Origin of the sequence: Campylobacter sp. MIT 12-8780, assembly GCF_006864535.1 — a bacterium.
Classification (GTDB): domain Bacteria; phylum Campylobacterota; class Campylobacteria; order Campylobacterales; family Campylobacteraceae; genus Campylobacter_D.
Map to the genome: position 1 here is coordinate 72,396 of NZ_QHLL01000005.1, position 20,987 is coordinate 93,382.

19 protein-coding genes, 1 tRNA gene and 1 pseudogene are annotated in these 20,987 nt (G+C 36.4%); 16 read left to right on the plus strand and 5 right to left on the minus strand.

What is annotated here, in order from left to right; all coding sequences use genetic code 11:
- Positions 1-69 precede the first annotated feature (69 nt).
- The 11 genes from tuf (at position 70) to rpoC (ending at position 13,342) form a co-directional block, all read left to right on the plus strand.
- Positions 70-1,269 carry an elongation factor Tu gene (gene tuf / locus DMB95_RS05185; protein ID WP_034902735.1) on the plus strand — a complete coding sequence of 400 codons (1,200 nt, stop codon included), beginning with the start codon at positions 70-72 and terminating at the stop codon, positions 1,267-1,269.
- Between the two features lie 55 nt (positions 1,270-1,324).
- Positions 1,325-1,483: a 50S ribosomal protein L33 gene (gene rpmG, locus DMB95_RS05190; protein ID WP_034902732.1), complete on the plus strand. Its 159-nt coding sequence runs from the start codon at positions 1,325-1,327 to the stop codon at positions 1,481-1,483.
- A tRNA-Trp gene (locus tag DMB95_RS05195) sits at positions 1,484-1,559 on the plus strand. It begins immediately after the preceding gene.
- A gap of 19 nt (positions 1,560-1,578) precedes the next feature.
- A complete protein-coding gene (gene secE, locus DMB95_RS05200) occupies positions 1,579-1,761 on the plus strand; it encodes a preprotein translocase subunit SecE (protein WP_137633164.1) in 183 nt (60 codons plus the stop codon).
- 12 nt (positions 1,762-1,773) lie between these two features.
- Positions 1,774-2,313 carry a transcription termination/antitermination protein NusG gene (nusG, locus tag DMB95_RS05205; protein WP_034902727.1) on the plus strand — a complete coding sequence of 180 codons (540 nt, stop codon included), beginning with the start codon at positions 1,774-1,776 and terminating at the stop codon, positions 2,311-2,313.
- A gap of 11 nt (positions 2,314-2,324) precedes the next feature.
- Positions 2,325-2,750, plus strand: a complete 426-nt coding sequence (rplK, locus tag DMB95_RS05210; protein WP_137633165.1) for a 50S ribosomal protein L11 — start codon at positions 2,325-2,327, stop codon at positions 2,748-2,750.
- A gap of 54 nt (positions 2,751-2,804) precedes the next feature.
- Positions 2,805-3,506, plus strand: a complete 702-nt coding sequence (rplA, locus tag DMB95_RS05215; protein WP_142931198.1) for a 50S ribosomal protein L1 — start codon at positions 2,805-2,807, stop codon at positions 3,504-3,506.
- A 156-nt stretch (positions 3,507-3,662) separates the two neighbouring features.
- Positions 3,663-4,142, plus strand: a complete 480-nt coding sequence (gene rplJ / locus DMB95_RS05220) for a 50S ribosomal protein L10 (protein ID WP_142931199.1) — start codon at positions 3,663-3,665, stop codon at positions 4,140-4,142.
- A gap of 15 nt (positions 4,143-4,157) precedes the next feature.
- A complete protein-coding gene (gene rplL, locus DMB95_RS05225; protein ID WP_142931200.1) occupies positions 4,158-4,538 on the plus strand; it encodes a 50S ribosomal protein L7/L12 in 381 nt (126 codons plus the stop codon).
- Positions 4,539-4,662: 124 nt separating this feature from the next.
- Positions 4,663-8,799 (plus strand): DNA-directed RNA polymerase subunit beta, encoded by a 4,137-nt coding sequence (gene rpoB / locus DMB95_RS05230; RefSeq protein WP_137633169.1) that lies wholly within the window; start codon positions 4,663-4,665, stop codon positions 8,797-8,799.
- Positions 8,792-13,342 (plus strand): DNA-directed RNA polymerase subunit beta', encoded by a 4,551-nt coding sequence (rpoC, locus tag DMB95_RS05235; protein ID WP_142931201.1) that lies wholly within the window; start codon positions 8,792-8,794, stop codon positions 13,340-13,342. Before rpoB ends, rpoC begins: the two co-directional genes overlap by 8 nt.
- Before the next feature lie 318 nt (positions 13,343-13,660).
- Here the strand turns inward: rpoC and DMB95_RS05240 are convergent, their stop codons facing one another.
- Entirely contained in the window at positions 13,661-14,599 is a 939-nt protein-coding gene (locus tag DMB95_RS05240) for an NAD(P)-binding domain-containing protein (protein WP_137633172.1), read from the minus strand.
- Between the two features lie 69 nt (positions 14,600-14,668).
- Between DMB95_RS05240 and DMB95_RS05245 the strand changes: the two genes are divergently transcribed.
- A complete protein-coding gene (locus DMB95_RS05245; RefSeq protein WP_142931202.1) occupies positions 14,669-15,901 on the plus strand; it encodes a glutamate-5-semialdehyde dehydrogenase in 1,233 nt (410 codons plus the stop codon).
- Here DMB95_RS05245 and DMB95_RS05250 read toward each other — a convergent pair.
- The gene (locus tag DMB95_RS05250; protein ID WP_137633174.1) at positions 15,891-16,664 is read right to left on the minus strand and encodes a 3'-5' exonuclease; all 774 of its coding nucleotides are present in this window, start codon (positions 16,662-16,664) and stop codon (positions 15,891-15,893) included. The two genes, DMB95_RS05245 and DMB95_RS05250, sit on opposite strands and share 11 nt — an antisense overlap.
- On the minus strand, positions 16,661-17,308 hold the full coding sequence (gene rpe, locus DMB95_RS05255) for a ribulose-phosphate 3-epimerase (RefSeq protein WP_137633175.1): 648 nt from the start codon (positions 17,306-17,308) through the stop codon (positions 16,661-16,663). Before rpe ends, DMB95_RS05250 begins: the two co-directional genes overlap by 4 nt.
- A gap of 126 nt (positions 17,309-17,434) precedes the next feature.
- On the opposite strand from rpe, the gene rpmB reads away from it, so the two are divergent.
- The 4 genes and pseudogenes from rpmB to DMB95_RS09885 all read left to right on the plus strand — a co-directional run bounded on the left by rpmB (position 17,435) and on the right by DMB95_RS09885 (position 19,272).
- Complete coding sequence (rpmB, locus tag DMB95_RS05260; RefSeq protein WP_137633176.1) at positions 17,435-17,626, plus strand: 50S ribosomal protein L28; 192 nt, start codon at positions 17,435-17,437, stop codon at positions 17,624-17,626.
- 245 nt (positions 17,627-17,871) lie between these two features.
- Positions 17,872-18,093 (plus strand): YdcH family protein, encoded by a 222-nt coding sequence (locus DMB95_RS05265; RefSeq protein ID WP_137633177.1) that lies wholly within the window; start codon positions 17,872-17,874, stop codon positions 18,091-18,093.
- 393 nt (positions 18,094-18,486) lie between these two features.
- Positions 18,487-18,747, plus strand: a pseudogene (locus tag DMB95_RS09880) (methyl-accepting chemotaxis protein); the annotation flags it as partial.
- Positions 18,748-18,765: 18 nt separating this feature from the next.
- A complete protein-coding gene (locus tag DMB95_RS09885; RefSeq protein ID WP_442861448.1) occupies positions 18,766-19,272 on the plus strand; it encodes a CZB domain-containing protein in 507 nt (168 codons plus the stop codon).
- Positions 19,273-19,274: 2 nt separating this feature from the next.
- Here DMB95_RS09885 and DMB95_RS05275 read toward each other — a convergent pair whose 3' ends face one another.
- Positions 19,275-19,868 carry an NUDIX domain-containing protein gene (locus DMB95_RS05275; RefSeq protein WP_137633178.1) on the minus strand — a complete coding sequence of 198 codons (594 nt, stop codon included), beginning with the start codon at positions 19,866-19,868 and terminating at the stop codon, positions 19,275-19,277.
- A 94-nt stretch (positions 19,869-19,962) separates the two neighbouring features.
- Positions 19,963-20,964, minus strand: coding sequence for a siderophore ABC transporter substrate-binding protein (locus DMB95_RS05280; RefSeq protein WP_142931203.1), 1,002 nt, complete (start codon positions 20,962-20,964; stop codon positions 19,963-19,965).
- Positions 20,965-20,987: the final 23 nt, after the last annotated feature.

The following is a 20,987-nucleotide window of genomic DNA, read 5'->3' on the forward strand; positions in this document are numbered from 1 at the left end:
TTTTCTAAAAAATTATATTTTATAGACTTGTTTTTGCATTTTATTTATCACAAAACGAAAGGATTTCTTATGGCTAAGGAAAAATTTTCTCGTAACAAGCCACATGTCAATATAGGAACCATCGGTCACGTCGATCATGGTAAAACAACCTTGACAGCAGCTATTTCTGCTGTTTTATCAAGAAAGGGTTTGGCTGAGCTTAAAGATTATGACAATATCGATAATGCTCCAGAAGAAAAAGAAAGAGGTATCACTATTGCTACTTCTCACATTGAGTATGAAACAGAAAAACGTCACTATGCACACGTAGACTGCCCAGGACACGCCGATTATGTTAAAAACATGATTACAGGTGCAGCTCAAATGGACGGAGCTATCCTTGTTGTTTCAGCAGCTGATGGTCCTATGCCTCAAACTAGAGAGCATATCTTGCTTTCTCGTCAAGTAGGCGTGCCTTATATCGTTGTATTTATGAATAAGGCTGATATGGTTGATGATGCTGAACTTTTAGAGCTCGTTGAAATGGAAATTCGTGAGCTTTTAAGCTCTTATGATTTCCCAGGTGATGATACTCCTATCATTTCAGGTTCTGCTTTAAAAGCACTTGAAGAAGCTAAAGCTGGACAAGATGGAGAATGGTCACAAAAAGTTATCGCTTTGATGGACGCTGTTGATGAATATATCCCAACTCCAACTCGTGATACTGATAAAGACTTCTTAATGCCAATTGAAGATGTTTTCTCTATCTCAGGTCGTGGAACTGTTGTTACAGGTAGGATTGAAAAAGGTGTAGTAAAAGTAGGCGATACTATAGAAATCGTAGGAATTCGCGATACTCAAACTACAACAGTAACTGGCGTTGAAATGTTTAGAAAAGAAATGGATCAAGGCGAGGCAGGCGATAATGTTGGTGTGCTTTTAAGAGGAACTAAAAAAGAAGATGTTCTTCGTGGTATGGTTCTTGCTAAACCAAAATCAATCACTCCACACACTGAATTTGAGGCTGAAGTGTATATCCTAAACAAAGATGAAGGTGGTCGTCATACTCCATTCTTTAACAATTACCGCCCACAATTTTATGTAAGAACAACTGATGTTACAGGTTCAATTAAACTTGCTGAAGGCACTGAAATGGTTATGCCAGGTGAAAATGTGCGTATCACAGTGAGCCTTATTGCTCCAGTTGCACTTGAAGAAGGAACTCGCTTTGCGATCCGTGAAGGCGGACACACTGTTGGTTCAGGCGTGGTTTCTAAAATCATCAAATAAAAATTCAATCAAGCTCCTTTCTTTTGGAGCTTGAGTTTCATTTAAGGATTAAAGTATGAGAATAAAAGTTGGCTTAAAATGCGAAGAAACAGGCGATATTAATTACAGCACTTATAAAAATAGCAAAAATACAACTGAAAAGCTAGAACTTAAAAAATATTGCCCAAGATTAAGAAAACACACTATTCATAAAGAAGTTAAATTAAAAAGTTAAAGGGCAATAGCTCCAACGGTAGAGCGCCGGATTCCAAATCCGATGGTTGGGGGTTCGAATCCCTCTTGCCCTGCCATTTTCGAAGGTTGTAGATTATGAAGAATTTAATAAGTTATTTTAAACTCTCAAAAGCCGAGTTATCAAAAGTCATTTTTCCACTTAAAGAACAAGTAAGAAATGCTTATATTACGGTTTTTGTTGTAGTAACGGTAATTTCATTGTTTTTAGCTTTGGTGGATTGGATTATGTCTTCCATAGTTTCTTTGTTTGTTTCTTAAAAAAGGAAAACGATGAGCGAAGAAAAATATAAATGGTATGCGATACAAACCTATGCGGGAAGTGAAATGGCGGTAAAAAGAGCCATAGAAAATTTAATCCGCGATAATGGAATAGGCGAAAGATTAAAAGAAATTGTTGTGCCAACTGAAGATGTGATTGAGTTTAAAAATGGTAAAGAAAAGATTAGCGAAAGAAGCTTGTATTCAGGCTATGTTTTTGCTTTACTTGATCTTAACACTGAGCTTTGGCATAAAATTCAGTCTTTACCAAAAGTAGGGCGTTTTATAGGCGAAGCAAAAAAGCCTACACCTTTGAGTGAAAAAGATATCAAGCTCATCTTAGAAAAGGTACAAAATAAAGCTGCACCAAAACCAAAAATTTCTTTCGATGAGGGTGAAAATGTGCGAATCATCGAAGGTCCTTTTGCAAACTTTACTGGTATGGTTGAAGAATACGATATGGTTCGAGGTTTGCTTAAGCTTAATGTTTCGATTTTTGGGCGTTCAACACCGGTTGAAATTCTCTATTCTCAAGTTGAAAAAATTATATAAGGAGTTTTTATATGGCAAAGAAAGTTGTTGGCGAGATAAAATTACAAATTGCAGCCACTAAGGCAAATCCATCTCCGCCAGTTGGTCCAGCTCTTGGACAACAAGGCGTGAATATCATGGAGTTTTGTAAAGCTTTTAATGAAAGAACAAAAGATATGGCAGGCTTTAATATCCCTGTTGTTATCACTGTTTATGCAGATAAGAGTTTTACTTTCATCACAAAACAACCTCCTGCTACTGATTTGATTAAAAAAGCAGCTGGTATTAGCAAAGGTGCGGATAATCCGCTTAAAAATAAAGTTGGCAAACTTACTCAAAAACAAGTTTTAGAAATCGTTGAGAAAAAACTTGCTGATTTAAACACCAAAGATAAGGATCAAGCGGCGAAAATTATCGCTGGATCAGCTAGATCTATGGGTGTTGAGATTGTCGATTAAGCCTTACCACTTGGCTTAAAAAGTGGAAGCACTTTAAAAATGCGGAGAAAATAAATGTCTAAAATAAGTAAAAGATTAAAAGAACTTGCAAACAAAGTTGATTCTTCTAAAGAATATGCTTTAGCAGAAGCTATTGATACGGTTAAAACTCTAGCTTCAGCTAAATTTGATGAAACTGTTGAAATAGCCTTAAAGCTTAATGTTGATCCAAGACATGCTGATCAAATGGTAAGAGGTTCAGTTGTTTTACCAGCTGGTACAGGTAAAAAAGTAAGAGTAGCAGTTATTGCAAAAGATACAAAGGCTGATGAGGCTAAAAATGCTGGCGCTGATATAGTTGGAAGCGATGAATTGGTTGAAGAAATTCAAAAAGGCAATATCAATTTTGATGTCTTAATCGCCACTCCAAATTTAATGGGACTTGTGGGTAAGGTTGGTAGAATTTTAGGACCAAAAGGACTTATGCCAAATCCTAAAACAGGAACTGTGACTATGGATGTAGCTCAAGCCGTAAATAATGCTAAAAGCGGACAAGTCAATTTCCGCGTTGATAAACAAGGCAATATCCATGCTGGACTTGGCAAGGTAAGCTTTTCAAAAGAGCAATTAAATGACAATATCAGCACTTTTATCAAAGCCATAAACAAACACAAACCAGCTGCAGCTAAAGGAAGATATATCAAAACAGCTGCTCTTTCTTTGACAATGAGCCCATCTGTAAGCCTTGAAACTCAAGAACTTTTAGATATGAAATAAGCCTCTTTTTGAGGCTTAGGCTTAAAATAAAAATTTTAGAATTTAAGTTTAAATTTTAAGATTTTTATTTTAGATTGGAGATAGCCGAGGCTTTTTAAGCTTAATTGTTTAGTTTTTAAACGCTCTGCTTGAAATCACCGGTCGGAAAGGAGAAGTATGACCAAGAGCGAAAAGATCGAGATCGTTGCTTCTTTGCAAGAAGATTTCAAAAAAAGTGAAGCCATAGTAGTATGTGATTATAGGGGCTTAAGCACAAAGAAACTTGAAGTTTTAAGACAAAACGCAAGAGAAAATAATGTCAGAGTTCAAATCATTAAAAATACACTTGCTCATTTAGCCCTAGAAAATGCTGGTAAAAGCGGACTTGAACTTAAAGATACAAATATCTATCTTTGGGGTGAAGATCAACTTAGTGTTTCTAAGGTAGCATCTAAATTTGAAGATGATCATGAGCAGTTTAAGATCAAAATGGCGTTCATTGAGGGAAGTGTGGCTGATGTGGCTAAGGTAAAAGCTTTAGCAAAAATGCCTTCACGCAACGAATTGCTTGCTATGCTTTTGCAAGTATGGAATGCCCCATTACAAAATTTTGTTATAGGGCTTAATGCCTTAAAAACCAAAAAAGAATCAGAATAAAAAAAGGAGATAAAAATGGCAATTTCTAAAGAAGATGTTTTAGAATATATTTCAAATTTAAGTGTTCTTGAGCTTTCAGAGCTTGTAAAAGAATTTGAAGAAAAATTTGGTGTTTCAGCAGCTCCAGTTGTTGTAGCTGGTGCTGGCGGCGGTGCAGCTGCTGGCGGCGGTGCAGCTGAAGAAAAAACAGAGTTTAACATCGTTTTAGTTGAAAGCGGTGCAAAGAAAATCGAAGTGATTAAGGTTGTTCGTGCGATTACTGGCTTGGGCTTAAAAGAAGCAAAAGATGCAGTTGAGCAAACTCCTTCAGTGCTTAAAGAAGGCGTGGCTAAGGCTGATGCTGAAGCAGCTAAAAAACAACTTGAAGAAGCAGGTGCTAAGGTAGAGCTTAAGTAAGTTTTATCAAAGCTTTTTATTTTAATTCAAGTCAAAAGGTTTGCACAAGCCTTTTGACTTTTGTGCGTTTAAAGAGTTTTGCTCTTTATTTTAAAGTTCTTTAAAAAATAAAACGAGGTTTATTATGCCAAGAAGCCAATCTAAAAATCGTCTTAGGATCGATTTTTCCAATAATTCCCAAGATATAGAAATACCAAATCTTTTACAATTACAACAAAAAAGTTTTGATGACTTTTTAAATTTAAACAAACAAAATACCGAAAGTGGTATAGAAAAAGTTTTTAAATCCATCTTCCCTATCCATGATCCACAAAATCGCTTAAGCTTAGAATATGTTAGCAGTGAAATTGGCAAACCAAAATACACTATTCGAGAGTGCATGGAAAGAGGACTTACTTATGCTGTCAATTTAAAAATGAAAATCCGCCTTACTCTGCACGAAAAAGATGAAAAAAGTGGAGAAAAAGTCGGCATTAAAGATATAAAAGAACAAGAAATTTTTATAAGAGAAATTCCTTTAATGACAGATAGAACTTCTTTCATCATCAACGGCGTTGAAAGAGTTGTGGTTAATCAACTTCACAGAAGTCCAGGCGTGATCTTTAAAGAAGAAGAAAGTGCAACTATAGCAAACAAGCTTGTTTATACGGCTCAAATTATACCAGATCGTGGTTCTTGGTTGTATTTTGAATACGACGCTAAAGATGTATTGTATGTGAGGATCAACAAACGCCGAAAAGTGCCTATTACCATGCTTTTTAGGGCACTTGGCTATAAAAAACAAGATATTATCAAACTTTTTTATCCGGTGCAAACCATTCATATCAAAAAAGATAAATTCCTTGTTGAGTTTAATCCAAATGACTTTTTAGAACGTGTAGAATACGATATCAAAGATGAAAAAGGTAAACTTATACTTCAAGCTGGAAAAAGGCTTACTAAGAAAAAAGGCGAACAACTTATTAAAGAGGGCTTAAAATTCATTGAATACCCAATCGAAATTCTCACAAACAGATACCTTGCCAAGCCTTTGCTTGACGCAAAAAGTGGTGAAATGCTGTATGATTCTTTAGTGCAACTTGATGAAAGCAAGCTAGCTAAGATCAAAGAAAGTTTTAAAAGTTTTGATATAGCAAATGACCTTGCGGCTGAAGTTGATGCAGCGATTATAAATTCTTTTATCCAAGATAATGAAACCCTAAAAACACTCAAACAAAGTGAAGGCTTAGACGATGAAAACGATCTTGCGGCTATTCGAATTTATAAGGTTATGCGTCCGGGCGAACCGGTGGTAAAAGACGCTGCAAAAGCGTATGTGAATGATTTATTTTTTAATCCTGAAAGATACGATCTTACCAAAGTAGGACGTATGAAGATGAATCATAAGCTTGGGCTTAAGGTTAGTGAATATGTAACCATACTTACTAACGAAGATATCGTTAAAACCGCAAAATACTTGATCAAGGTTAAAAATGGCAAAGGACATATAGACGATAGAGATCACTTAGGAAACCGCCGTATCCGCTCTATAGGAGAACTTTTAGCAAATGAGCTTCATTTGGGCTTGGCTAAAATGCAAAAAGCGATTCGTGATAAATTCACTTCTTTAAGCACGGATTTAGATAAGGTTATGCCTTATGATTTGATCAATCCAAAGATGATTACTACGACTATCATTGAATTTTTCACTGGCGGACAGCTTTCTCAGTTTATGGATCAAACCAACCCGCTTAGCGAAGTAACGCACAAACGTCGTTTATCAGCACTTGGTGAAGGCGGACTTGTGAAAGAAAGAGCTGGTTTTGAAGTGCGCGATGTGCATCCTACGCATTATGGACGCATTTGTCCGGTTGAAACTCCAGAAGGACAAAATATAGGACTTATCAACACTTTAGCCACTTATGCAAAAGTCAATGATCTTGGCTTTGTTGAAGCTCCTTATAAAAAAGTCGTTAATGGCAAGGTAAGCGATGAGATCGTATATCTTACCGCTACTCAAGAAGAAGGTATTGCTATAGCTGCAGCTTCAACTAAGCTTGACGCAAAAGGCAATATAGTAGAAGATTTTGTAGAGGCACGAAAAGATGGCGAAAATATCCTTGCCAAAAAAGATGAGATCGAGCTGATTGATCTTTGTTCTGGTATGATAGTAGGTGTTACAGCTTCTTTAATCCCTTTCTTAGAGCATGATGATGCAAACAGAGCCTTAATGGGTTCAAACATGCAAAGACAAGCTGTGCCGCTTTTAACTTGCACTGCTCCTATTGTTGGTACTGGTATGGAGCGCACTATCGCTCGTGATGCATGGATGGCAGTAAAGGCTAAAAGAGCTGGCGTAGTTGAAAAAGTAGATAATAAAAGCATATTTATTTTAGGTGAAGATGAAAAAGGTCCATTTATCGATCATTATTCTATGGAAAAGAATCTCCGCACTAATCAAAATACCACTTACAATCAACACCCTATAGTTAAAAAAGGCGATGTGATTGAAGTTGGACAAATCATCGCTGATGGGGCAAGTATGGACGAGGGCGAGCTAGCTATCGGTAAAAATGCTCTTATAGCCTTTATGCCTTGGAATGGCTACAACTACGAAGATGCGATCGTGGTAAGCGAAAGAATGATACGAGAAGATACTTTCACAAGCGTGCATATTTATGAAAAAGAGATTGAAGCAAGAGAGTTAAAAGATGGCATTGAAGAGATCACAAAAGATATACCAAATGTCAAAGAAGACGATGTAGCTCATCTTGATGAAAGTGGTATAGCACGCATTGGCACTCATATAAAACCGGGCATGATACTAGTAGGTAAAGTCTCTCCAAAAGGTGAGGTTAAACCAACTCCTGAAGAAAGGCTTTTAAGGGCTATTTTTGGCGAAAAAGCTGGACATGTAGTCAATAAATCCTTATACGCTACTGCTTCTTTAGAAGGCGTGGTTGTAGATGTAAAAATTTTCACCAAAAAAGGCTATGATAAGGATGCAAGGACAATTCAAGCGTATGATGAGGAAAAGATTAATCTTGAAAAAGAGCACCACGACAGACTTTTAATGATGGATAGGGAAGAAATTTTAAGAGTGTGTGCCTTGCTTGCTAAAACTCCACTATCAAGTGATCAAAAAGTAGGGGATAAGAACTATAAAAAAGGCGATAAAATAGATATTAAAGAACTTAAAAAAATTAATCGTTTTATTTTAAATTCTTTAGTTAAAGCTTATCCTAAAACCATACAAAAGCAGTATGAGGACTTAAAAAACCACTTCCAAAATGAAAAGAAAAAGCTAAAAGCCGAACATGATGAAAAGCTTGAAATTTTAGAAAAAGATGATATTTTACCAAGTGGGGTTGTTAAGCTTGTTAAAATTTACATAGCGACAAAAAGAAAGCTTAAGGTTGGGGATAAAATGGCAGGACGTCACGGCAATAAAGGCATAGTCTCAAACATAGTCCCAGAAGTTGATATGCCTTATCTACCAAATGGCAAAAGCGTTGATATAGCCTTAAATCCACTGGGCGTTCCAAGTCGTATGAATATAGGACAAATTCTAGAAAGCCATTTAGGTGTAGTTGGACTTTCTTTAGGACATCAAATTCAAGAAATTTTTGATAAAAAACAAAAAGATTTTGTGAAACAACTTAGAACAAAAATGCTTGAAATTTGTTCTATCCCTAGACTTGCTAAGGAAAAAGAATTTTTAGAAAAGCTTGATGATGAGAGTTTGATCGCTTATGCAAGGGATTGGGCTAAGGGCGTAAAATTTGCTGCTCCTGTGTTTGAGGGCACGACTATGGACGAGTTTGCAAAGCTTTTTGAGCTTGCTAAGGTAGCAATGGACGGAAAAAGTGAGCTTTATGATGGACGCACTGGCGAAAAGATAGCTGAAAGAGTGCATGTTGGTTGTATGTATATGCTTAAACTCCATCACCTTGTTGATGAAAAAGTGCATGCTAGAAGTACTGGACCTTATAGCTTAGTTACCCAGCAACCTGTGGGCGGTAAGGCTCTTTTTGGTGGGCAAAGATTTGGGGAAATGGAAGTTTGGGCTTTAGAAGCGTATGGGGCTGCTCATACTTTAAGGGAAATGCTTACTATCAAATCAGATGATGTTGAGGGTAGATTTAGTGCATACAAAGCCCTTACAAAAGGTGAAAATGTCCCAGCAACTGGAATTCCAGAAACCTTTTTTGTTTTAACAAATGAGCTAAAATCCTTAGCTTTAGATGTTGAAATTTTTGATAAGGACGATGAAAATGAGTAAATTTAAGATAATTGAGATTAAAGAAGAAAACCGCCCAAGGGATTTTGAAGCTTTTCAACTTCGTCTTGCAAGCCCAGAAAAGATCAAATCTTGGAGCTATGGGGAAGTTAAGAAGCCAGAAACCATTAATTACCGCACCTTAAAGCCTGAAAGAGATGGGCTTTTTTGCGCTAAGATTTTTGGACCTATAAGGGATTATGAATGCTTATGCGGTAAGTATAAAAAAATGCGTTTTAAGGGTGTAAAATGCGAAAAATGTGGGGTTGAAGTAGCCAGCTCAAAGGTAAGACGTTCAAGAATGGGACATATTGAGCTTGTTACTCCTGTAGCACATATTTGGTATGTCAATTCCTTGCCAAGTCGTATAGGCACACTTTTGGGCGTTAAGATGAAAGATTTAGAACGTGTGCTTTACTATGAAGCTTATATAGTAGAAAATGCGGGCGATGCTTTTTATGATAATGAAAGCAATAAAAAAGTTGAGTTTTGCGATGTTTTAAATGAAGAGCAATACCAAAAGCTTATGCAACGTTATGAAAATAGCGGTTTTAAAGCAAGAATGGGTGGCGAGGTGATACGAGATTTGCTTGCGAATTTAGACCTTGTTGAGCTTTTAAATACGCTTAAAGAAGACATGGCAACGACTAATAGTGAAGCAAAGAAAAAAAGCATAGTTAAGCGTTTAAAAGTAGTTGAAAATTTCTTAAATTCAAATCTTAATGCCAATACTAGCGATGAAGAAGCCGTGCCAAATCGCCCTGAGTGGATGATGATTACAAATTTACCAGTTTTACCGCCTGATTTACGTCCTTTGGTAGCTTTAGATGGTGGAAAATTTGCTGTTTCTGATGTGAATGATTTATATCGTCGTGTGATTAATCGCAATACGCGTTTAAAACGTTTGCTTGAGCTTGATGCACCTGAGATTATCATTAGAAATGAAAAAAGAATGCTTCAAGAAGCTGTTGATGCACTATTTGATAATGGCAGAAGAGCCAATGCTGTAAAAGGAGCAAATAAACGTCCTTTAAAATCGCTAAGTGAAATCATCAAGGGTAAGCAAGGACGTTTCCGCCAAAACTTGCTTGGAAAACGTGTGGATTTTTCAGGCAGAAGTGTTATCGTTGTTGGTCCAAAACTAAGAATGGATCAATGTGGCTTGCCTAAGAAAATGGCTTTAGAGCTCTTTAAGCCTCATTTGCTAGCAAAACTTGAGGAAAAAGGCTATGCCACAACAGTAAAACAAGCTAAAAAAATGATAGAAAACAAAACCAATGAAGTGTGGGAATGCCTTGAAGAAGTGGTGCAAGGACACCCTGTTTTACTTAACCGTGCTCCAACCCTTCATAAGCTTTCTATACAAGCTTTTCACCCTGTTTTGGTTGAGGGTAAGGCTATACAATTGCACCCTTTGGTGTGCTCAGCCTTTAATGCTGACTTTGATGGCGATCAAATGGCTGTTCATGTGCCTTTATCTCAAGATGCAATCGCAGAATGTAAGGTTTTAATGCTTTCATCAATGAATATCTTACTTCCAGCAAGCGGTAAATCAGTTACCGTGCCAAGTCAAGATATGGTTTTGGGCATTTATTATCTTTCTTTAGAGAAAAATGATGCTAAAGGAGCGCATAAAATTTGCACTGGCATTGATGAAGTGATGATGGCTTTAGAATCAAATTGCCTTGATATACACGCAAGCATACAAACCCTTGATGGGGGACGCAAGATCACAACTACAGCTGGTAGGCTTATCATTAAGTCTATTTTGCCAGATTTTGTGCCTGAATATATGTGGAATAAAATTTTAAAGAAAAAAGATATAGCCGCTCTTGTTGATTTTGTTTATAAAAAAGGAGGTTTAGGCTTTACAGCAAGCTTTTTGGATAGACTTAAAAATCTTGGTTTTGAGTATGCAACTAAGGCTGGAATTTCTATATCAATCGCTGATATTATCGTGCCTGAAGATAAACAAAAAGAGATTGATAATGCTAAAAAACAAGTGCGAACCATACAAAACTCATTTAATCAAGGGCTTATTACAGCTGGAGAAAGATACAATAAAATCATTGATATTTGGAAAAGCACAAATAACGCTCTTTCAAAAGAGATGATGAAGCTTGTGCAAAAAGATAAAGATGGCTTTAACTCAATCTACATGATGGCAGATAGTGGGGCAAGAGGTAGTGCGGCTCAAATTTCTCAGCTTGCTGCTATGCGTGGGCTTATGGCAAAACCTGATGGTTCTATCATTGAAACGCCTATTATTTCAAATTTCCGCGAAGGGCTTAATGTTTTAGAATACTTTATTTCAACACATGGTGCAAGAAAAGGGCTAGCAGATACTGCGCTTAAAACAGCAAATGCTGGTTATTTGACAAGAAAGCTCATTGATGTGGCTCAAAATGTGAAGATTACTATGGAAGATTGTGGCACTCATGAGGGTGTTGAGATTAATGAAATCACCGCTGATGGTAGCTTGGTTGAAAGCCTAGAAGAGCGAATTTTAGGACGCGTTTTAGCCGAAGATATTATCGATCCTATTACCAATGAAACTTTATTTGCTGAAGGTGCTTTGATGGATGAAGAAAAGGCTAAAATTCTGAGTGAAAGTGGGATTAAAAGCGTTAATATCCGCACGCCTATCACTTGCAAAGCAAAAAAAGGAATTTGTGCAAAATGCTATGGTATTAACCTTGGCGAAGGAAAGCTTGTTAAGCCGGGCGAAGCAGTAGGCATAATCTCAGCTCAAAGTATAGGCGAGCCAGGAACCCAGCTTACTCTAAGAACCTTCCACAGCGGTGGAACAGCAAGTACGGACTTACAAGATAGACAAGTTGTAGCTCAAAAAGAAGGTTTTATAAGATTTTATAATATCAACACCTACACCAACAAAGAAGGCAAAAGCATAGTTGCAAACCGCCGAAATGCTGGAATTTTGCTTGTTGAGCCTAAGATAAAAGCTCCATTTAAGGGCGTTATTCACATAGAAACTATACATGAAGATGTAGTTATCAGCGTAAAAGATAAAAAACAAGAAGCTAAATACATACTTAGAAAATACGACTTAGCCAAACCAAACGAGCTTGCCGGTGTAAGTGGCAATATAGGTGGAAAGCTTTATTTGCCATATCAAAACGGAGCTGAAGTTGCTCAAGATGAAAGTATAGTTGAGGTGATTAAAGAGGGCTGGAATGTGCCAAATCGTATCCCTTACGCAAGTGAAATTCTTGTTAATGATGGCGATCCTGTGGTGCAAAATATCAAGGCTGGAGCTAAAGGCACGCTTAAATACTATTTGCTTAAAGGCGATGGACTTGATAGAGTAAAAAATATCAAAAAAGGCTATATAGTCAAAGAAAAAGGCTTTTTTGTGGTGATAGCTGATGAAAATGATAGAGAAGCAAAACGTCATTATATACCAAGAGAAAGTGTGATTGAATTTGATGATAGTGCAGTGATTGATGATGCTAATACCTTAATCGCCACTGCTTCAAAGCAAGAAAAAACGATCATCGCTGAATGGGACGCTTATAATAACACTCTTATCGCTGAGCTTGATGGCACGATAAGCTTTGAAGATATTGAGCTAGGTTATAGTGCAGATGAGCAAATCGATGAAGCTACTGGTAAAAGTTCCTTAGTGATTAACGAATATCTTCCAAGTGGCGTTCGTCCAACCCTTATCATTACAAAAGGAAGCAAAAGTATCCGCTATCCGCTCGAGCCAAAAAGTGTTATCTTGGTTAGTGATAAAGATAAGGTTGCCTTGGCTGATATTTTGGCTAAAACTCCAAAAGCAGCAGCCAAATCAAAAGATATTACCGGAGGTTTGCCTCGAGTGAGTGAGCTTTTTGAAGCAAGAAAGCCTAAAAACGCAGCTATTATAGCAGAGATTGATGGTGTAGTCAGATTTGATAAGCCTTTGCGCTCAAAAGAAAGGATCATCATCGAAGCAGAGGATGGAAGCACAAGTGAATATCTTATCAACAATTCAAAGCATATTCAAGTGCGAAATGGCGAGTTTATCCATGCTGGTGAAAAGCTTACTGATGGGGTTATCTCAAGTCATGATGTGCTTAAAATTTTAGGCGAAAAAGCCTTGCACCATTATTTGATAAGCGAAATTCAACAAGTCTATCGCGGACAAGGGGTTGTGATCTCTGATAAGCATATCGAAGTGATCGTTTCTCAAATGCTCAGGCAAGTTAAGGTTGTTGATAGTGGCAATACTAAATTTATCATCGGTGATTTTGTTTCGCGTCGTAAATTTAGAGAAGAAAATGAACGCATAGTGGCTATGGGTGGCGAGCCAGCTATCGCTGAACCGGTATTGCTTGGGGTGACTAGGGCAGCTATTGGTTCTGATAGTGTGATCTCAGCAGCATCTTTCCAAGAAACAACAAAAGTGCTTACAGAAGCAAGCATAGCTGGTAAATTTGACTTCTTAGAAGACTTAAAAGAAAATGTTATCTTAGGAAGAATGATCCCAGTAGGCACAGGGCTATATCAAGAAGAAAAAATTCGCCTCAAAGAAGAAGAATAAACTTCTAAACCTTTAACCAAAAGTAAGCATTAGCGAACTTTTGGTTCTTGGCTCCATTTGATTTAAAGAAAAATCAAGTTTTTTATATGTTAATCGAATTTATATTATTTTTTTTATTTGCAATGAGAAAATTTTAGAGGGTGGCTTTAAATAAAAAAGAGATAAAGTAGGGCAGACTCTAAAGAGGCGCGAGAAAGCAAGCTGTAAAGAAAGATAAATGCTTAATTACCACTCTAAAAAAATACATGATAAAGATAAGTTTTATTTTTGCTTAAAAAAAAGAAGGAATTTCAAGCCTAAAAGCTTGAAATTGAAGTTTTATGCTAGATAATCATTAATGATAACGCCATCATTTAGCCCCACAACTATGCTTGCGCCATTTTTTGTAGCGATATCGCCAGCTACAAATATGCCTTTAACATTGCTTTGTTTATGTGCGTCAAATACAGGCACGCCTTTGTCATCAACTTCTATGCCACATTTTTGTAAAAAATCCACCGGCGTAGAACCACCGATCGCATAAATGGCTCTATCATATACTTCGCTACTGCCGTCATTGAAGAGCATTTTTACCTTACCATTTTCATCTTGGACTTCGCTAATATCAACGCCGAGCTTAAGTGTGATTTTACCTTCTTTAGCAGCCGTTTCTACATCGTTTAGATTGATATCATTAAGCCTTGTGAATTTATCTCTTCTATAACAAAGCGTAACTTTGTGTTTGCTTGCAAGATCAACAGCATATTCAGCCGCTGAGTTTCCACCGCCTATGATAATGATTTTTTCGCCCTCTTGCACGCTGTTTGCGTTGAAATTGACGACTTTATTTAAAGTGGCTGGGATTTTATAGTCTGGTTTGTTTGGTTTGCCCATTCTGCCTATAGCGACGATGATATTTTTGCATTCATAGCTCTGTTTTGGTGTAGTGATGATGAAATTTTCTCCGCTTTTTTTCACACTTTCAACTTCGCTGTTAAGCTCAAGTTCTATATTGTTTGCTTTTAAGGCTTCTTCAAAGGTTGCAAGCGAGCTTTCTTTGGTGCCGTCTTCAAAAGGGATATGTCCGCGGTTTGTGCTATCATGCCCTTTATACTCTTTATCAACTCTTTTGCCATCTTTATAAAATTTCACAAAGGTTTGGCATATAGCATCAGCTTTTTCAAGCAAAACAACTTCTTTACCCTTAAGCTTTGCTTCTACGGCTGCTCCAATGCCAGCTGGACCAGCACCTATAACGATAAGATCAACTTTTTTCATACTCAAAATACCTTTCTTGATAAAATTTTTGTATAATGTATCAAATTTTTTATAAACAAAGGATTAAAAATGCGTCAAAGCCTTGAAAAACTTAAGAAAAATACACAAAAATTACTCGAACTTAATCCAAGCCAAAAAGAAAAAATCATACTCGCTCTTGCTCAAGCTTTGCGTGAAAAAACACATTTGATTTTAAGAGCAAACGAAAAAGATTTGGCAAATTTTAACAAAAATGAAGCTTTTAAAGATCGCTTAAAACTTGATGAAAAAAGACTTGAAGCGCTTTGCAAAGGCTTAGAAACGATCGCTTTTTTGCCTGATCCTGTTGGTAGGGTGCTTGAGGGCTGGGTAAATTATGCTGGTTTAAAGATAGAAAAAGTGAGCATTCCTTTAGGTGTCGTGGGGGTGATTTATGAGGCGCGTCCAGCGATTAGTGCGGAAATTTTGGCTTTGCTTTTGAAAAGTTCTAATGCTGGAGTTTTAAAAGGCGGAAGTGAAGCAAGATACAGCAATGAAGCGTTTTTTAGCATTATAAATGAGGTGCTTAAAGGCTTTGATTTGCATGAATGCTTTTTAATGCTTGTTGATAGGGCTGAGTTTCAAAGTTTACTTGAATTTGATGATATTATCGATGTGATCGTGCCTCGTGGAAGTTCGGCTATGATCGCGCAAATTGCTGCAAATACGAAAATTCCGCTTATCAAACACGATAAAGGCTTGTGCCATATCTTTGTCGATGAGGGTGCAAATTTAAAAAAAGCATGCGAGATTATCATCAATGCAAAATGCCAAAGAGTAAGTGTTTGCAATGCTTTAGAAAGCTTGTTAGTGCATAAAAATATAGCCAAAGAGCTTTTTGGTTTGCTTGTGCCAGAACTTGAGCGATTTAAGGTAAAAATTCACGCACACGAAAATGCTCTTGAGTTTTTTAAGCATTCAAAGCTTGAATTTCAAATCGCTGATGAAAAGGCTTTTGCGAGCGAGTGGCTTGATTTTGAACTCAGTGTAAAGCTAGTTGATAGTGTTCAAGAAGCTTGCGAGCATATCAATGCTTTTTCTTCAGCTCATTCTGAAGCTATACTTTCAAATAACGCCCAAAATATCGCTTTTTTTCAAAGACATATTAACTCAGCGTGCGTGTATGTTAATGCCTCGACGCGTTTTAGTGATGGAGGCGAGTTTGGTTTTGGTGCAGAGCTTGGAATTTCAACAAACAAGCTACACGCTAGAGGTCCTATGGGCGTAAATGAGCTTTGCACTTACAAATACCTTATCAATGGAGAAGGGCAAATTAGGCTTTAGTCGCTTTAAGTGTCTTAGTATTTTTACTAAAATCAAGTAATTCTTGAGTGGTTTTGATATAAAATGGGAGTTTTTTAAGGCAGTGTTTTAGGATTTCAGCTGCAGCTTTAGCATCGCTTAAGGCTCTGTGATGCACGCTTGTGATATGTAAAATTTCTTTTAAGCTATCAAGCCCATAACGCTCACTTTGAATAAGTCTTCGTGCAAGATCAATGGTGCAAAGGCGTTGATTTAAAAGCACGCCAAAGCCACATTCTTGCAAAGAACTTGAGATAAAACCATAATCAAAACGCACATTATGAGCCACAAAAATACTATCTTTTAAAAAAAGTCTAAATTCATTTAACACTGAAGCTAAAGAAGGTGCATTTTGTAGCATAGAGCTTGAAATTCCAGTGAGCTCTTGTATATTTAAAGGCACATTTGAGGCTTTGATAAGCGTGTTAAAATGGGCTATTTCTTTGTAGTTTTGGATTTTAACAGCTCCGATTTCTATGATCTGTCCGCCTCGTTTAAAGCTTCCGTTGCTTTCTATATCCACAACGCAAAAAATTTGATCTTTTAAGGCAGTGCTTTTGCTTTTTAAAGTAAGCTCATTTTGAGCATTTAAATTCACACTTAAGCCCAAAAGTTCAAGCATATATAAATCAAAATCGATAAAATCAAGCTCTTCGATCTTGTTTAGTTCTTGAAGTGCGAGTGTGTAGGGCTTGTTTTGTTTAGCGAGTTTAGCGACAAACTCATCGATTTGTTGTTGGCTCAAAATTCAAGCTTTAAAGATGAAATAGCGTTTTTATAATCTTGCGAAGAAAAGATATAGCTTCCAGCCACGAGTATATCAGCTCCAGCAAGTTCAAGCTCGCTTGCATTAAGCCCATTTACCCCTCCATCAACTTCGATGAAAAGTTTAGCGTTTTTTTGATCGACAAGTTCTCTTAAGCGTTTGATTTTATCATAAACTAAGGGCAAAAACTCTTGTCCGCCAAAGCCAGGATTAACGCTCATTAAAAGCACTAAATCCACAAATTCAAGCAAATGCTCAAGCGTGGAAATGTTTGTATGTGGATTTAAGACTATGCCAGCTCCAATACCTTTTGATCTTAAGTATTGACAAAGTTTTATAGGGTGGGCATGGTTTTCTATATGAAAGCTTAAAAATTTAGGCTTGAAAGGTAAAAACAAATCCACAAAAAAGTCTATATTATCAACCATCAAATGAATGTCAAGTGGCACAGAGCTTGCTTCTTTGATACTTTTAAGCACGCAAGGTCCAAAAGTAAGATTTGGCACAAAATGTCCGTCCATAACATCAATATGTAAAAGATCAGCCCCAGCTTCACATACTTTTTCTATCTCTTCTTTAAGGTGCAAAAAATCAGCCGATAAAAGACTTGGTGCTACATACATTTTTGTTTTTCCTTTCAAAAAAGTGAATTTTATCTTTTAAAGTATAAAAAAAATATAAATATTTGAAAAATTTAAGCTTAAATTTGCTAGAATTGCACTTTAGAAATTATTTAACAAGGAAAAATCATGTCAAGAATTTGTCAAGTTACAGGAAAAGGTCCTATGGTAGGAAACAATGTAAGCCATGCGAACAACAAAACAAAAAGACGCTTTTTGCCAAATCTTAGAACCGTTCGTATCACCTTAGAAGACGGCACTACAAGAAAAATCAGAGTTGCTGCTTCAACTTTAAGAACTCTAAGAAAACAAAACTCTTAACCACAAGCCTCTACTTAAGAAATACCTTAAATATACTTTTTACCTTCGCTTTTATATTAAGAGCGGAGGTTATCTTGTGTGCTTATCTTGATTTTAATTAAAATTGCACTTTTGTATCAAATTTTCACAATTTGTTCTTTCAAAAGCAAAAAAACACCCAATTTTTTTGCTTATTTTATATAAGTTTAGCATTTTTTTTGTTATAATCTTGATTATATTTAACTTAGATTCAAGGAGTATTTAAAATGTGGCATGAATATAGAGATTTGATGACCGAGCTTAAAGGGAAGGACGGACGCTTTGACAGCTTGTTTGAAAAACATAATGAACTTGATGATCAAATCAAAGCTGCCGAAGAAGGAAGAGTTCATCTTGACGATCTTGAAATTTCAAGAATGAAAAAAGAAAAATTACGCGTAAAAGAAGAATTAGGACAATATTTGGCTAATTATTCTAAAAATCAATAAGGAGCTATCGTGTTTGGCTTAAATAAAAAAACTTTAGATGTGGCATTGAATACAAATTCAGAAACACAAAAAATGCAACTACAAATCTCACAGCTTAGAAGCGAAAATGAAAACTTAAAAGCTGAGATTGAAAAACTTAAAAGTAGTTCTCAAAAGACTTTGCAGTCTGATCTTTTCCGCACGCTTTTAGCCGGAGTTTTAAGCAATATCACGGTTGTTCAAAATGATATGCTTGCAAATGTAAATAAAGCTGAAGCGATCGCAAACTCTTCTAACTCTTCTTTAGAAGCTATGAATGAGCTTGATGAAATCACCAATTCTATCACGCATTCTTTAGGTGATATTATAGAATCAGCAAATAAATCCCGAGATACAGCCGGCACCTTACATAGAAGCGTTGATGAGATCAGTAATGTTATCAATTTAATCAAAGATGTTTCAGATCAAACCAATCTTTTGGCTCTAAATGCAGCTATTGAAGCAGCAAGAGCTGGCGAACATGGGCGCGGTTTTGCTGTCGTTGCTGATGAGGTAAGAAAACTTGCTGAAAAAACCCAAAAAGCAACAGCTGAAGTAGAAATGAATATCAACCTACTCAAACAAAATGCGAATGAAATGTTTTCTCAAAGCGAACAAGTTGAAAAAGTTTCTATGGACTCAAATACTCATATTATGCAGTTTTCTGATAAATTTAATGAGCTCAAAGAAGAAGCAAATGCAAACAATGTAAATGCTACCGGTATAGTTTCAGAAGCTTTTGTGTCTTTAGTGAAGCTTGATCATGTCGCCTTTAAACTTAATGGATATAAAGAAATTTTCACTCATTCAGGTAAAAAACTTTCAGATCACTTAAGTTGTCGTCTAGGCAAATGGGTCGCAGCTGATGGAAAACAACGTTTTGGAACAAACCCAATGTTCCCACAAATCAATGAGCCACACCAAAAAGTGCATCAAAGTATGAATGAAGCGATCGAGCTGGCAAAAAATATAGATGGAAGCGAAAGCGAGCAACTCAAACAAGAAATTCTTTCTAAGTGTAATGACGCTGAAGCTGCTTCAAATCGTTTGTTTGATATATTCAAAGATATGCTTGCTATTGCAAGTAATACACAAACTAAAACTCCTTCGCAGCAAGAATCTTCTGCTCCTCAAGAAACTCAAACAAATAAAGAAAGCTGATGTTAAAGCCCATAAATTTGGGCTTTGTTTTTCATAAACCAAAGATAAGCAAACTCAAAACTTGCTGCGCGCACAATGTGTTTTGAGAATTCTTCAAATTCTTTAACCTTAACAAAAACACTTTGAATTTCCTCATCATCAATTCCACCGCCCTCAGCCTTCTTGTCCTCTTCGCTCACTTCGGCAAAAAACAGGCTTTGCTTGCTTGCTCCAGAACCAAAACCGCCATAAAAATCAGCTACTTTTTCAAGGCTTTTTGGTAGATAGCCAAGCTCTTCAAGGCATTCTTCTTTGGCTATATCCTCTATGCTTAAGTTTTTATCAACAAGTCCAGAGCAAAGCTCTACGCTATAGCCAAGCTCGCTTTTGTCTATATTGACATTGTTTCTTACTTGATAATCCCACAAAGGCACACGAAACTGCCTTACAAAGATAAAACTTTGCTTTTCTTTATGATATAAGAGTATAGAGACGCTATCTAGGGCTTCTATAAAGTCCCAAGTATGTTTTTTGCCGTTTTTAAGATAACTGAAACGTTTGGCTTTGATATAAATAGAGCTTTTAAATTCTTCCTGTTTGAGTGTGCTTATATCCATAATTTTGCCTTAAAAGTTTTTGAAATTATAATTAAAAAAACTCAATAAGGCAAATTTTTAGTGAAAATCTCATTCACTTTAAAGTTTGTTGTTTTTATTTAAGAGCTTTAAAAACTTCATCAACCATAACTTTAAAAGACTCTAAACCACCACCTGAAAGATACCAATACTCCGGATCAAGATAGATGATTTTGCCATTCATTGCTGCATTTGTTTTTGCCACTAATGGATTATCAAGGCTAGTTTGAGCTCGTTCTTGATTGCCAACGATGACATTTCTATCCACGACAAAAAGATAATCTGGATTGATTTTTAAGATATATTCAGAATCAGCTCTATTTCCATGAGTACCAGCTTTTATGCTTTCATCAGCTGCTTTGATACCCAAAACATCATGGATAATGCCAAATCTTGAACCCTCGCCAAATACTGAAATGCGATTTGCATTTGTTAGCACGATAAGGGCTTTTTTGTTAGGATCAAGTTCTGCTTTTTTGCTCTCAATGTCAGCTTTTATGGCTTCAAGTTGAGCTTTGGCTTCTTCTTGTTTGTCAAAAAGTGTGGCTAGAGTGATGACTTTGTTTTCAAAAGAATTTAAAAAGTCAGCATTGTTTGTGCCAACATAAATTGTCGGTGATATTTGATTAAGTTTATCAAAAAATTTAGCTTGTCTGCCCGAGATGATAATCAAATCAGCTTGAAGTTCATTTACTTTTTCAAAATCAGCTTCATTTACAGCCCCAACACTTGCTTTGTCCTTAAACTGCTCAAGGTATTTTGGTAGAGTTTTGCTCGTAACACCTACGACACGATCATTTAAACCAAGTGCATCAAAAGTATCTAAAGCTCCAAGATCAAAGATGATTACCTTGCTTGGATTTTTTATCACTTCAGCTTTACCTAAAGAATGCTCGATCTCAAAGCTTGAGCCTTTATCATGAAGCACAAGAGGCTTATAACTGACTTGCACTCTTGCTTTTTCTTTGATCGAAGTGTTTGACTCGGTGCTATTTGAGTCTTGTTGAGTGCTTTTATCATTGCTGCAAGCAAAGAAAGCAAAAACTGAAAAAATCGTAATGAAAAGCGTTTTTTTCATTATTTCTCCTTTAAAATAAGATA